General features: G+C 72.2%; 11 protein-coding genes. 10 read left to right on the forward strand and 1 reads right to left on the reverse strand.

Features of this window, described 5'->3' with window-relative positions; all coding sequences use genetic code 11:
• Positions 1 to 356: 356 nt before the first annotated feature.
• Positions 357 to 1,376 carry an FAD:protein FMN transferase gene (locus G446_RS16780; protein ID WP_483756932.1) on the reverse strand — a complete coding sequence of 340 codons (1,020 nt, stop codon included), beginning with the start codon at positions 1,374 to 1,376 and terminating at the stop codon, positions 357 to 359.
• A gap of 149 nt (positions 1,377 to 1,525) precedes the next feature.
• Here G446_RS16780 and G446_RS16785 point away from each other — a divergent pair, with 149 nt between their 5' ends.
• The 10 genes from G446_RS16785 (at position 1,526) to miaA (ending at position 12,100) form a co-directional block, all read left to right on the forward strand.
• Positions 1,526 to 3,430 carry an FTR1 family iron permease gene (locus tag G446_RS16785; RefSeq protein WP_051285781.1) on the forward strand — a complete coding sequence of 635 codons (1,905 nt, stop codon included), beginning with the start codon at positions 1,526 to 1,528 and terminating at the stop codon, positions 3,428 to 3,430.
• Between the two features lie 40 nt (positions 3,431 to 3,470).
• Positions 3,471 to 4,142, forward strand: coding sequence for an iron transporter (locus tag G446_RS0108230; RefSeq protein ID WP_026409800.1), 672 nt, complete (start codon positions 3,471 to 3,473; stop codon positions 4,140 to 4,142).
• Between the two features lie 111 nt (positions 4,143 to 4,253).
• A complete protein-coding gene (locus tag G446_RS0108235; protein ID WP_026409801.1) occupies positions 4,254 to 5,525 on the forward strand; it encodes a DUF2318 domain-containing protein in 1,272 nt (423 codons plus the stop codon).
• 1 nt (position 5,526) lies between these two features.
• Positions 5,527 to 6,816: an ABC transporter permease gene (locus tag G446_RS0108240; RefSeq protein ID WP_026409802.1), complete on the forward strand. Its 1,290-nt coding sequence runs from the start codon at positions 5,527 to 5,529 to the stop codon at positions 6,814 to 6,816.
• An 8-nt stretch (positions 6,817 to 6,824) separates the two neighbouring features.
• Positions 6,825 to 8,288, forward strand: a complete 1,464-nt coding sequence (locus G446_RS21325) for an ABC transporter permease (RefSeq protein WP_034469772.1) — start codon at positions 6,825 to 6,827, stop codon at positions 8,286 to 8,288.
• Between the two features lies 1 nt (position 8,289).
• Positions 8,290 to 9,042 (forward strand): ABC transporter ATP-binding protein, encoded by a 753-nt coding sequence (locus G446_RS16790; protein ID WP_051285784.1) that lies wholly within the window; start codon positions 8,290 to 8,292, stop codon positions 9,040 to 9,042.
• On the forward strand, positions 9,039 to 9,689 hold the full coding sequence (locus tag G446_RS16795) for an FMN-binding protein (RefSeq protein WP_084779095.1): 651 nt from the start codon (positions 9,039 to 9,041) through the stop codon (positions 9,687 to 9,689). The genes G446_RS16790 and G446_RS16795 overlap by 4 nt, the downstream gene beginning before the upstream one ends.
• A 98-nt stretch (positions 9,690 to 9,787) precedes the next feature.
• Positions 9,788 to 10,258: a YbjN domain-containing protein gene (locus tag G446_RS0108260; RefSeq protein ID WP_026409804.1), complete on the forward strand. Its 471-nt coding sequence runs from the start codon at positions 9,788 to 9,790 to the stop codon at positions 10,256 to 10,258.
• Between the two features lie 4 nt (positions 10,259 to 10,262).
• On the forward strand, positions 10,263 to 10,928 hold the full coding sequence (locus G446_RS16800) for a YbjN domain-containing protein (RefSeq protein ID WP_084779096.1): 666 nt from the start codon (positions 10,263 to 10,265) through the stop codon (positions 10,926 to 10,928).
• A 38-nt stretch (positions 10,929 to 10,966) separates the two neighbouring features.
• The gene (gene miaA, locus G446_RS0108270) at positions 10,967 to 12,100 is read left to right on the forward strand and encodes a tRNA (adenosine(37)-N6)-dimethylallyltransferase MiaA (protein ID WP_084779097.1); all 1,134 of its coding nucleotides are present in this window, start codon (positions 10,967 to 10,969) and stop codon (positions 12,098 to 12,100) included.
• Positions 12,101 to 12,999: the final 899 nt, after the last annotated feature.

Below are 12,999 nucleotides of genomic sequence, written 5' to 3' on the forward strand. Positions count from 1 at the left end.
TTTGTGTCAAGCAGTTGGTACAAGATGGAAGGGTGGTTGCGGGGGCGGGCCGGAAAAAGGTGGCCGGCGCATATCTTTCGGATGCGCCGGCGCTGGTGCGCGCACGGGAAATGGCGTCATTGCACCACTTCAGGACGGGAGGGCCGCGGGGCGGGGGGTGAAAGATATGCGCCGGCCACCTTTTGAGTCGTCGGACCGCCCGCCACCGGCCCACCCGCGCTCGCGGCGGGACGGATGGGCCGTCGTGCTCGCGCCGCCGCCCGCGGCGGATTCACCTGCGCTCGCGGCAGACGGAAAGGGGCGTAGCAGAACCCCGCGGCCTGCGTTGTGCCGGGCACGGGCGCGGGCCCCGCTCTTCAGGCCGTGAAGAACCCGCCCGGCAGGCCGCGGGAGACGGCGGCCGACCCGTCGGCGCGCAGCAGCGCGAATTCGTAGGCGAAACCGGCTTTCGCCAGCGCCTGCGGCTCGGCGAGGAACAGGGCCGTGGCCAGGGCGTCGGCGCTCATGCAGTCCCCGGCCACCGCCCAGGACGCGATCACGGCCCGCGCCCCGTCCACCGGCAGCCCGGTGACGGCGTCGAGCAGGTGGTGCAGGCCCTCCCCCCAGGCGCGCCGGGCGGTGCCCGAGGCGCACAGGGCGCCGCGCGCGAGCTCGACGACGCCCACGACCCGCGGGTCCTCCTCGGTCGAGCCGGGCTCCTCCAGCCCCAGGCGCAGCGGCTCGGCGCAGCGCACGAGCAGGTCGCCGGAGGCGTCGACGAGGTACTCCTCGACGCCCTCCTCCTCCAGCCAGGCGCCCATCCGGTCCGCCAGGAGCCCCTTGCCGGCGGCGCCGACGTCGATGAGGGCCGCCCGGTCCAGGCGCAGCCGGTCGCCCTCGTGGGTCGCCAGTTCGGCCCAGGTGCCGCGCCCGCCCGCCGCCCCCAGGCGCCGGACGGCGCTGGCGCGCACGACGAAGGAGTAGCGCGGGTCGTAGCCCAGTTCGACCAGGTCCGCCCCGACGAGCGGGTCGAGTCTGCCCCCGGTGGCCCGGTGCAGGGCGTCGTAGAGGTCGAGGAGCCGCCCCGATCCGTCCGGCAGGTCCAGGACGACGGCGCCGTCGTCGTCGGACGGCAGGGCGCCGGCGGCGGCGCGGCTGACCAGGGAGTCGGGGCGGAATCGCGACCAGACCCCCTCGAAGGCGTTGATGCGTTCGCCGATCAGGCGGCGCAGGCCCTCCGGGAGTGGGCGCCGGGTGGACACGGCCCATCGGCAGCCGGTGGCCGTGAAGGCCCACCGGTGGGCCAGCGGCGACCGGTCGACCGGTGACGAGGAGTGGGCCGGCGACGACCGGTCGACCGGCGATGGGCCGGCTGCCGGCGGCGGCAGGCCTGCCAACGGCGACCGGCGGGCGGGGCGATTGAGACGGGACGTCATTATCAGACCTTTGACTCATAGGAACACGTCAGCCTAGGCTGTTCATCGCAGGTCAGCCTTACCTACTGACTGCGATCTTCATCCGTGTCGTGCGAAGGATCAATGGCCGCATGCCCTCATCGCCCACCGCAGCCCCACCCGACCGGTCGCTCACCGCAGGCCCGCCGCCCCGACGGGTCGGCCGCACCGCCCTCGGGGCCCTGACCGCGCTGCTCCTGCTCATCGGGATCCTCGGTCCGAGCGGACCGCACCCGAACGCCTCGGCCGACGACGCCGACACGGACTTCGACACGTGGACCCAGGTGGCCCAGAACATCGGCACCGAGCTCAACGAGGCGGTGACCACCTACACCGGCGGCAACACCACCGGCGCGGCCTCCGCCTTCCAGCGGGCCTACAACTCCGGCTACGTGGCCTCCAATATGCAGCTGGTCACCATCGACCGCCTCGGCCAGAACGTCGCCACCACCGAGCAGCAGGCCTTCGAGGCCCTGCGCAAGGCCTCCTACACGGCCGGCAACGACGAGACCATCACGGCCGACGCCGCCTCGCTGTCGTCGGCCCTCCTGGCGGACGCGGGCAGGCTCGACGCCCTGTCTGACCTGCCCGGCCCGCGCGACTACGCCGCCCAGCGATCCTCGACCATCGCCACCGAGCGCGCCTCGCTCCAGGCCAGCAGGACGCAGGTCAACGAGGGCCGCGGCGAGCGGACCTGGACCGAGGTCGCCGCGGAGATGACGGCCCTCATCAACTCCGGGGTCGACAAGGCCGCCAACGGCGACGGCGACGGCGGGGCCGACGACGTCAACAAGGCCTACTACGGGTACTACGAGAAGCTCGGCTTCGAGAAGACCGTCATGTCCGCGATCTCCGGGGACCGCGTCTCCGTGGTGGAGAACCAGTTCAAGGTGGTCCGCAAGGCCATGGTCTCCGGCGCCTCCGCCTCCGAGGTCCGCTCCGCCGCCGACACCCTCATCTCCTACATCCAGGAGGACGCCGCGACGCTCGACGGCGGCGCCGCCCAGAGCATCAGCCCGATCAAGGCCTTCTTCACCGGATCCTTCGGGCAGGCCCTCATCATCCTCCTGCGCGAGGGGCTCGAGGCGATCCTCGTGGTCGCCGCGATCATCGCCTACCTCATCAAGGCCGGCATGAAGGACCGCGTCAAGCACATCTACGCCGGCATCGTCCTGGGACTGGTCGGCTCCGGCATCGTCGCCGTGCTCTTCGCCTTCCTGTACAACTCCGCCTCCGCCCACCAGGAGATCCTCGAGGGCGTCGTCGCCCTCGTCGCCATGGGGATGCTCCTGTTCACCTCCAACTGGATGCTGTCGAAGTCCTCCGTGGAGTCCTGGAACCGCTACATCAAGGACCGCACCGAGGCCTCCATCTCCGACGGCGGCTTCTGGGCCCTGGCCTCCCTGTCCTTCCTGGCCGTGTTCCGCGAGGGCGCGGAGACCGTCATGTTCTACGAGGCCCTGTTCACCATGGACCCCGGCGGAAAGGCCTCCATCTGGCAGGGCTTCGCGGTCGGCGTCGTGCTGCTCGTGGCCATCTTCCTGCTCATCCGCTTCACCAGCGTCAAGATCCCGCTGCGCCCCTTCTTCGCCGTCACCAGCTTCCTCATGGCCGTGCTCGTGGTCATCTTCGCCGGCGGCGGCGCCCACGCCCTGTACGAGGGCGACCTCATCCCCGGCACCTACGTGCCCGGCTGGCCCACCTACGACTACCTGGGCATCTACCCCTACAAGCAGACCCTGGGCTTCCAGGCCTTCATGCTCCTCGTCGTCATCGTCCTGTCCGTCGCCTCCGTGCTGCACCGGCGCCGCAGGGCCGCAGTCGCCGCCGCGGCCGACGCCGGGTCCGACGACGTCAAGTCCTCCGACGACTCCTCTGCGATTGAATCCGACGCGTCCGACGACGCCGCCGCGACCGAGTCCGCCGACGCCGTCGCCGGGTCCGACGCCGAGTCCGCCGACGACGCCGAGTCCGCCCCCAAGTCCACCACCGAATGACCGCCTCGCTTCGAGGACCGCTCAACTGAAAAGGAAGCCCATGCGCTCTGTCAAACTCGTCTCCGCCGTCGCGGCCCTGGCCCTGGTCGGCACCCTCGGCCTGGCCGGCTGCGGGTCCAAGAACGACTCCAACGCCAGTGGCGGCAAGGGCGGTGCCGCCACCGCTGCCGCCGCCACCGACACGGCCAGTGAGTCCGCCTCGGTCGAGGCCACCAACGACTCCGGCGGCAACGCCGGCTTCGAGGAGTACCCCATCGGCAGTGACAAGGAGGCCGAGGGGCAGATCAATGTCGCCCTCGTCTACTTCCAGCCCGTCGATATGGAGCCCGCCGGCGCCGCCGGCCTCAAGGCCTCCGAGTCCTCCTTCCACATGGAGGTCGACGTCTCCGGACTCAAGGACAACACCCTGGGCTACGGCGCGGGCGACTTCGTCCCCGGTCTGACCGTCGACTACAAGATCGCCCTCAAGGACGGCTCCGGCACCCCCGTCACGGGCACCTTCATGCAGATGAACGCCTCCGACGGACCGCACTACGGCGCCAACATCAAGCTGGACCAGGCCGGGCAGTACACCGTCACCATCACCATCCACAGCCCCGAGGAGAACGGCTGGGTCCTCCACGTCGACCCCGAGACGGGCGTCAAGGGCCGGTTCTGGACCCAGCCCATCGAGCTGCAGTGGGACTGGGACTACACGCCCCAGGAGTGGTGAGCCGCCCGCAGACCCGCTGAGGCCGGCCCCGTAAGATCTGCCGCGGCGGCGCGCGACCGATGCGCCGCCGCGGCAGATTCCAGCGCTCAAGGAAGGACAAGTAAGGACCACATGCTCGCGCGCTACGTCTCCGTCGTCGGTGGGGCGACCCTGCCCTTCCTCCTGTACGCGGCCCTGGCCGTCATCCTCACCCCCGCCCTCGTCGAGGGCTGGCCCCGCGCCAGCCGCTGGCGCCTGGCCTCCGCCCTGACCGGCGCCGTCGGCGCCGTCGTCTTCGCGACCCTGCGGACCCTGGCCGTCATCTCCTCGCGCAGCGCCGTGACCATCCCCACCCTCATCACCTGCGTGATCGTCGACGCCCTGCTCCTGGCCGTCCTCGCGATCCTGACCGTGCGCCCGTCGCTCGGCGAGCGGGGCGTCATGCGCGGCCTCACCCAGGTCATCGGCTGCGCCGCCATCGCCATGGCCTTCTTCCGCGCCATCCCCGAGATCATCCTCCAGCTCACCGCCTTCATCGAGCCCGGCGAGTCCACTTTCTCCTCCGAGATGCTGCTGCGCGTCCTGGGGTTCCTGGGCGGATGGGTCGGCGTGGCCATCCTCGCCTTCATCTACTACCGCAGCGCCCGCAGGTCGCCCAGGATCCTCACCCGCGTCAGCTTGCTCGTCTTCACCCTGGTCTTCACCGCCGTCCACGTCCTGGAGCTCATGAACGTCCTGCACGCCACCCACCGGATGCAGTTCCACGGCTCCACCTTCCGCACCATGACCTGGGGCCGGAACAACGCCCAGGGCGTCATCCTCCTGACCGCCGCCGCCGTCTGGCTCGTGCCCATGGCCCTGGCGCTGGTGCGGGCCCTGGGCCGCGCCCCCGCCCAGGACAACCCCGCCCGCACCCGCGCCCTGCGCTCGTCGCGGCGGCGCACCCGCCGCTGGGTCCTGGCCGGCGCTGCGGGCTTCGCGGTGCTCGCCGTCACGCGCACCATCGCCGTCATGAAGGTCAACGAGGTCCCCACCCTGTCCGCCCCCGAGCCCTACGACCTCACCGACGCCGGGGCGCTCATCCCCACGTCCCTCCTGGCCGACGGCCACCTCCACCGCTTCGCCTACGACGCCTCCGGCGGAACCCAGGTGCGCTTCATCGTCATCCTCAAGAACGGCGGCGCCTACGGGGTGGGCCTGGACGCCTGCGAGTCCTGCGGGCCCTCCGGCTACTACGAGTCCGACGGCAAGGTCATCTGCAAGCGCTGCGACGTGGCCATCAACCCGGCGACCATCGGCTTCAAGGGCGGGTGCAACCCGATCCCCATCGACTTCACCGTCTCCGGCGGCACCCTTACCGTCGCCCGGGACGCGCTGGAGTCCAGTGCGAAGGTCTTCGCCTGACATGTTCCTCCTCAGGCTCCTGTACCGCTCCTTCACCCGTCAGCTGCGACGGCGCTCCCTCATCGCGCTGACGGTCGCCCTGTGCGCCTCCATCTGCGTGGCCATGCTCGGAATCGTGCTCGACGTGGGCGACAAGCTCAACGCCGAGCTGACGACCTACGGCTCCAATATCGTCGTCCAGCCCAAGGCGGACGCCGTCGTGTCCAACCTGTACGAGACCGACCGGGACGCGGCGCCCACCGCCCACCTCGACGAGTCCGCGATCCCCAAGATCAAGACGATCTTCTGGGCCTACAACATCGTCGACTTCGCCGCCACCCTCAAGGGCTCCGTCAAGGTCTCCTCCTCCGGGGGCGAGGTGGACGACCTGAGCGTCACGGGCACCTGGTTCAACAAGGACCTGTCCCTGCCCACCGGCGAGACGACGACGGCCGGCGTCACCACCATGCGCTCGTGGTGGACCATGGAGGGCTCCTGGCCCGCCGACGACGCCGATCAGGCCGTCGTCGGCTCCAACCTGGCCGGCCGCCTGGGCCTGAGCGAGGGGGACACGGTCACCCTGACCACGCCGACGGGCAGCCGCCCCCTGACCGTCACCGGGGTCTACACCTCGGGCGACAGCGACGACGACACCCTCTACGCACCCCTGGCCGTCGTCCAGGAGCTCACCGGCCACATCGGCCAGGTCGACCAGGTCGAGGTCAAGGCCCTGACCACCCCGGAGAACGACCTGTCCCGCAAGGCGGCCCAGAACCCGGCCATCCTGTCCTCCGCCGACTGGGAGACCTGGTACTGCACCGCCTACGCCTCCTCCATCGCCTACCAGATCGAGGAGGCCATCCCCGGCGCCGTCGCCAAGCAGGTCCGCCAGGTGGCCGCCGTCGAGGGCAATGTCCTGGAGAAGACCCAGACCCTCATGATCCTCATGACCGCCCTGTCGCTGGTGGCCGCCGTGCTCGCCGTCGCCTCCCTGACCACCGCCTCCCTGGTCGAGCGCACCGGCGAGTTCGCCCTGCTCAAGGCCATCGGCGCCTCCTCCGCCTCCGTCAACCGCCTCATACTGGCCGAGACCGCGGTCCTGGGCCTGGCGGGCACCGCCGTGGGGGCGCTCGTCGGCTCGGGGCTGGCCCAGCTCATAGGGCGGATCGTCTTCGGCTCGTCGATCACCATGCGCCCCATGGTCTACGTGCTCGTGGTCGCGCTCATATCCCTGGTCCTGCTCGTGGCCACGGCCTCCTCCATGCGCTCCATCCTCAAGATCCAGCCGGCCACGGCCCTGCACAGGAGGTGAGGACCGCCATGACCACCACTCCCGCCGCTCCGCGCCGCCGCATCACCAACCGGCGCATGTTCGTCATCATGCTCGGCCGGGCCCTGGCCCGACGGCGCTCCCGGGCCCTGGCCGCCATCGGCTCCTCCGCCGTGGGGGCCGCCACCCTGTTCTGCCTGGCCGCCGTGTGCCTGGCCATCCCGGCCCAGATGAACGCCCAGATGCGCCAGTTCGGGGCCAATCTCATCCTCGTCCCCCTCCAGGGGGACTCCGGGGCGGCCACGGCGGGCCCCGCGGCGACTCCCTCCGCCGCGAGCGCCGCACCGCATCCCTCCGGCGTCGCCACTCCCAGCGGGAGCGCCGCGGCGACCCCCTCGGGCGGCTCCGCCGCCGCGAGCGCGACGGCGACTCCCACCGCCGCGGCCGCCACCGCCGCACCGCATCCCTCCGCCGCTGCGTCGCCGTCCCCCGGCGCTGACGCCGCCGCGCCGGCGACCGCCCGGGTGAGCCCGCAGGCCGCCGCGGACGCCGCCGACGCCGTCGCCGCCGCGACCGGCTCGTCCGCCACCCGCTCCGCCGCCTACCGCTACGAGACGGTCCGCATCAACAAGTCCCCCTACCTCGTGGGGGGGATCGACGTCGACGCGGTGCGCGCCCTCAACGGCCACTGGGAGATCGAGGGGCGCTGGCCCGGCGACGGGGAGGTCCTCATCGGCCTGGACGTCGCCGAGAGCACCGGCTTCAAGGTCGGCTCCACCGTCAACGCCGAGTACCTGGGCAGCGACGACCTGTCCCTGTCCTCCACCGTCTCCTCCAGCGGCGACACCGCCCAGGCCGCCGGCCAGGCGAGCTGGCGGGTCTCGGGGATCGTGGACACGGGTGGGTCCGAGGACGACATCCTCTACGTCCCCCTGGGTCAGCTCGAGACCCTCACCGGCAATGCCGACGCCGGCTACGACGTCGTCGAATTCTCCGTCGACACCACCTCCGTCACCGCCGCGGACGTCGCCGACGCCGTCAACCGGGCCGCCGACGCCGCCGGGCAGGGGGTGCGGGCCGAGCCGGTCTCGAAGATCACCAGCGGCGACACCCGCATCATCACCATGCTCGACACCCTGTTCTGGGTGGTGGCCGTCGTCGTGCTGGGCCTGACCCTGGTCGGCGTGTCCACCACCATGACGGTCATCGTCTCCGAGCGGCGCAACGAGATCGGCCTGCGCAAGGCCCTGGGTGCCTCCTCCAGGTCCATCGCCGTGGAGTTCTACACCGAGGCCGCCTGCCTCGGCCTCATCGGCGGGCTCATCGGCACCGCCATCGGGTACGCGCTGGCGCGGGCGGTGGGGATCGGGGTCTTCGAGCAGCCCATCGGGTTCTCGTGGTGGCTGGCGCTGCTCTCGGTGCTCCTGTCCGCCCTGGTCGCGGTGATCGCCTCGGCCGGCCCGGTGCAGGGCGCCACCCGTATCGACCCCGCCCTCGTCCTGAGAGAGGAATGACATGCCATCGTCCTCGTCGTCGGCCGCCCCCGACGTCCTGCTCCAGCTGCGCCACGTCTCGAAGATCTATGGCGAGCTCCACGCCGTCGACGACGTCAGCCTGGAGGTGCCCCGCGGCCAGTGGCTGTCCCTGGTCGGCTCCTCCGGGTCGGGCAAGACCACGCTCATGAACATCATCGGCTGCATGGACACGGCGACCAGGGGCTCGGTCCTGCTCGACGGGCGCGAGCTCGGCAGGCTCAACGCCGCCCAGCTCACCGAGATCCGCAAGAACGTCATCGGCCTGGTCTTCCAGCAGTTCCACCTCATTCCGCACCTGACCGCCGTCGAGAACGTCATGGTCGCCCAGTACTACCACTCCATGACCGATGAGAAGGAGGCCCTGGAGGCCCTGGGCGACGTCGGCCTGGGCGAGCGCGCCCACCACCTGCCCTCCCAGCTGTCGGGCGGCGAGCAGCAGCGCGTGTGCATCGCCCGCGCCCTGATCAACCACCCCGAGATCGTCCTGGCGGACGAGCCCACCGGCAACCTCGACGAGGCCAACGAGCAGCTCGTCCTGGACATCTTCGCCCGCCTCCACGAGGCCGGGACCACGCTCATCGTCGTCACCCACGACGCGCACGTGGCCTCCTGCGGGCAGCGCCAGATCCTGCTCAACCACGGGCGCCTGGTGGGGGAGAAGCTCAACGACGGCACCGAGGGGCGCCGCAGCGCCGATATGCTCGACTTCGGGCAGAAGGAGGAGGACGCATGACGGAGAGCAGCCGGGCGCGCGGCGCGGCGGGCGCCCCGGTCGGGGGTCGCGCCCCCGACCCGGCGGCGGGGGAGGGCTCCCCGGCGAGGGGCGGTGCGCCGACGGCGGGCCCGCGGGCGCGCCGCGCCCTGGCGGTGGGCGGCGTCGTCCTCGCGGCGGCCTGCTCGACCGGCGTCCTGACCGGCTGCGCCGCCGGGAAGGAGGTCACCCCCTCCAACGACGAGTACGCGGGCCGCGCCCAGACCGCCAACCCCGCCCCCGCCGGGGGGACCACCGCCCCGGCCACGACGGCCCCCGCCCCCGCGCCGACGGTGACGGGGGGCCCCTACGCCGACGGCCAGTACGCGGCCTCGGAGAGCTACGGCGTCGTCGACGGCGTCATCGAGGAGGACTCCATCGACGTCACCGCGACCCTGCAAGGCGGCGTCATCACCGATGTCTCCGTGACCGGGCACCCGCTGCTGACCCAGTCGCACGACTACATGCAGGGCTTCGTCAACGAGATCTCCGGCGCCGTCGTCGGGCGCAGCGTGGAGGACGCCCACGTCACCGCCCTGGCGGGGGCGTCGAAGACCTCCGACGCCTTCAACGACGCCATCGACGACATCGCCTCCCAGGCGGCCCGGGCCGCCGCGTCCGGGTCTTGAGGACCCGTCCGGCGCCCCCGGTGTCCCATTCGTCACCGAGGTTCCTCCCGTCGCGTGACGGCCGGGCCTGCGGGGCGCAGGCTCGATATGGTGGGGTCATGCCCGCATCCGTCACCTCTGACACGCCCGTCCCGGCCGCCCCCGCGCCGGTCGACGTCGAGCGCGTCGTGGCCTGCGTGCGCGGGCTCGGGCTGCGGTTCTTCCTCGACGACGAGGGGGACCTGGGCATCCCCTGGCGCTACGTCACCGTCCACGTCATCTTCCAGGACACCCGCGCCATCCAGCTGCGCGGCGTGTGGCACCGCATCGCCGACACCGACCACCTGGCCCCCCTGCGGCGCCTGGTCGAGGAGTGGAACGCCACCCGGATCGGCCCCAAGACCTACCTCACCGTCGCCGACGGCGGCATCGTGCGCCTGCACGGCGAGGTCACCTACCCCCTGGAGGCGGGCATGACCGACGCCCAGCTCGAGGACTTCGTCTTCACCGGCTGCCGCCTCATCGTCGCCTTCATGCGCGAGGCCGAGGAGCTCTTCCCCGACCCCCTGCGCGGCAACCTGGAGCCCTGAACCCATGAGTCCCGCATCATTCCCGCGCCGCCTGCTCTCCGACCTCATCGCGCGCCTGTTCGGCAGGCACCGGGGCGAGCGCCCCGACCCGGACCCGCCGCGCCCCGCCGCGCCCCGCCGCACCGGGGCGCGGGACGGGACGGGCGCCGGGGCGCGGGACGACGGCGAGGAGGTGGTCGCCATCGTCTCCGTGCGCGTCCCGGCCGCTTCGCACAAGCTGGACAAGCCGGACGGGTCGGACGAGCTGACCGCGGCGCTGACCCTCAAGCGCGTGGAGACCATGCTGACCGGCCCCATGGGCTACGGCGTGCGGTGGCACGAGGAGCAGGGCCACCCCTGCCTGCTGGGCACCTGGGACACCTTCCCCTTCGTCATCGAGGAGCCGGAGGGCCACAAGGGCTGGCTGCTGATCTCCGGCGACTGGGAGGAGCCGATCCGCTCCTCCCAGCGCGACGAGATCGCCGCCTCCGTCAACGACTGGAACCGGGACAAGTTCTTCCCCACGGTCGCCCTGGTGGAGAGCCCCCTCGGCCCGGTGGTCCGCGCCACCTACCTGACTGACCTGAGCTCCGGGGTGACCGACACCCAGCTCAGGCTCCACCTGGACACGGCGCTGTCCTCGTGCACGCAGGCTCTGAGCCGGGTCGGCCCCCTCCTGCCGGAGATGTGAGGGGCGCCGCCGTGAGCGCCCGCGCCGTTGGCATCGGCATGGACGGCGACGCCGGTGCCGGCCCCGGTGTCGGCTCGGGCCCCGATGCCGGTGCCGCGCGGTCCGCGCTGGTGCGCGTGGCCGTCGTCGGCCCGACGGCCAGCGGCAAGTCCGAGCTCGCCCTCGATCTTATCGAGGCCCTCGCCGTCGACGGGGCTCCTGCCATTGACGGGGACCGGGGCGCGGGCGGGGCCCCCGCCGTTGACGGGCCCCGGGCTGCGGGCGAGGACCGGGGAGCCGAGGTGGTCAATGCCGACGCCTCCCAGCTCTACCGCGGCATGGACATCGGCACCGCCAAACTGCCCCTCTCCCAGCGCCGCGGCGTGCCCCACCACCAGATCGACGTCCTGACCGTGCGCGAGGAGGCCAGCGTCGCCGCCTACCAGGTCCGCGCCCGCGCCGACGCCCGCGCCGCCGAGGCCCGGGGGGCCCGCGTCCTCATCGTCGGCGGCTCCGGGCTGTACGTGCGGGCCCTGACCGACGACCTGGACTTCCCGGGCACGGACCCGCAGATCCGCTCGGCCCTGGAGGCCCGGGCCGCCGCCGTCGGGGGCCGGGCCCTGTGGGAGGAGCTGCGCCGGGCCGACCCAGCCGCCGCGGAGCGCATCGAGGCGGCCAACACCCGCCGGGTCGTGCGGGCCCTGGAGGTCCTGGCCGTGACCGGCAGGCCGTTCTCCGCGACCCTGCCCCGCTACGAGGACCTGGTGCCCACCGTGCACCTGGCGCTGCGCCCCGAGCGCGCCGCCCTCAACGCCCGCATCGATGCGCGCGCCCGGGCGATCTTCGACGCGGGTCTGATCGAGGAGGTGCGGGCCCTGGTGGACGAGGGCCTGGCCGAGGGGACGACGGCGCCGCGGGCCATCGGCTACGCCCAGGCCCTGGCCGTCCTGGACGGGACCATGAGCCGCGAGGAGGCCGTGGAGGCGACCGCCGCGGCCACCCGCAAACTCGCCTCCCGCCAGATCAAGTGGTTCCGGCGCGATCCGCGCGTCCACTGGATCGACGTCGCGCTGGAGCCCGGGGGCGACTGGGCGCCCGGCGAGCGCGAGCGCGTGACGCGTCGGGCCCTGGAGCTGGTGCGCGCGGGGGAGCGGGCCCTGGCGCCGGGCCCCGTTGACGGGCATCCCCGATGAGTCCCGCCGCACTGTGGACGTTGACGGTCCGCGGGTGCCATAATGACGGGGAGCCGCCCGGCGTACCCGGACGGCTCCCCAGGAAACTGGGATGTTGAGTCAGCGCCCCAACAGGACGTTGATCAGAGCTGCAAGGGCCCAGATCAACGGCGGAAGCGTCTGCAGTAGCGTCCGCCAGATCTGGGCCCTCTGCGCGCCCGTCATCCCCTTGCGCGTCCCCGCCCTGCGACGGCGGCGCCTCCGGTTCTTCGACGACATGCCCAGTCTCACCCCCTCTCGGTACGCACTCCCGGCAGAACTGTGACTGCGTTGATCCGGGGTGGTGCCGTGGAGGCGGAACCACCATGGCACACCCGGCGCCGGGCGCGCCAGCGGCGGGGGCTGGCCGCATCTCAACCTCGCGTGGCTCCCAGGGCCGGCGCCACGGTCCGCGAGATCGCCGGGTAACCGTCGAGCACGTCACTTAACCCGCGAGAACGTACCTCTGGCAGACGTTCTCGCGGGTTAAGTGACGTGCTCGTGCGTCGGGGTGAGTTTTCGCGGGCCGAGCGGCGTTCCCACGGGTCCACCTGGCCGTCGAACCTGGTTATCAATGCACCCGTCATGGTCTTCATCCGCCCCGCCGCGGGCGAGCCCCTTGGCGTGGACCGATTTCCGCGAGGTTCCTCCGCCGCGGGCGCGGGCACGGCCGCGAATGCTGCTGCGTGCCGCCTCGTTCACCCCACCCGCCCCATTCGTCCCGCCGCGGGCGCGGACGGACCCGCGGCGGGCGGTCCGGCGACTCAAAAAGGTGGCTGGCGCATATCTTTCACTCCCCGTCCTGCGCCCCTCCCGTTCCGAAGTGGCGCAATGACGCCATTTCCCGGACGCGCGGGAGCCGCCGCGCACCCGAAAGTTAA

Origin of the sequence: Actinomyces dentalis DSM 19115, from assembly GCF_000429225.1 — a bacterium.
Lineage (GTDB): Bacteria > Actinomycetota > Actinomycetes > Actinomycetales > Actinomycetaceae > Actinomyces > Actinomyces dentalis.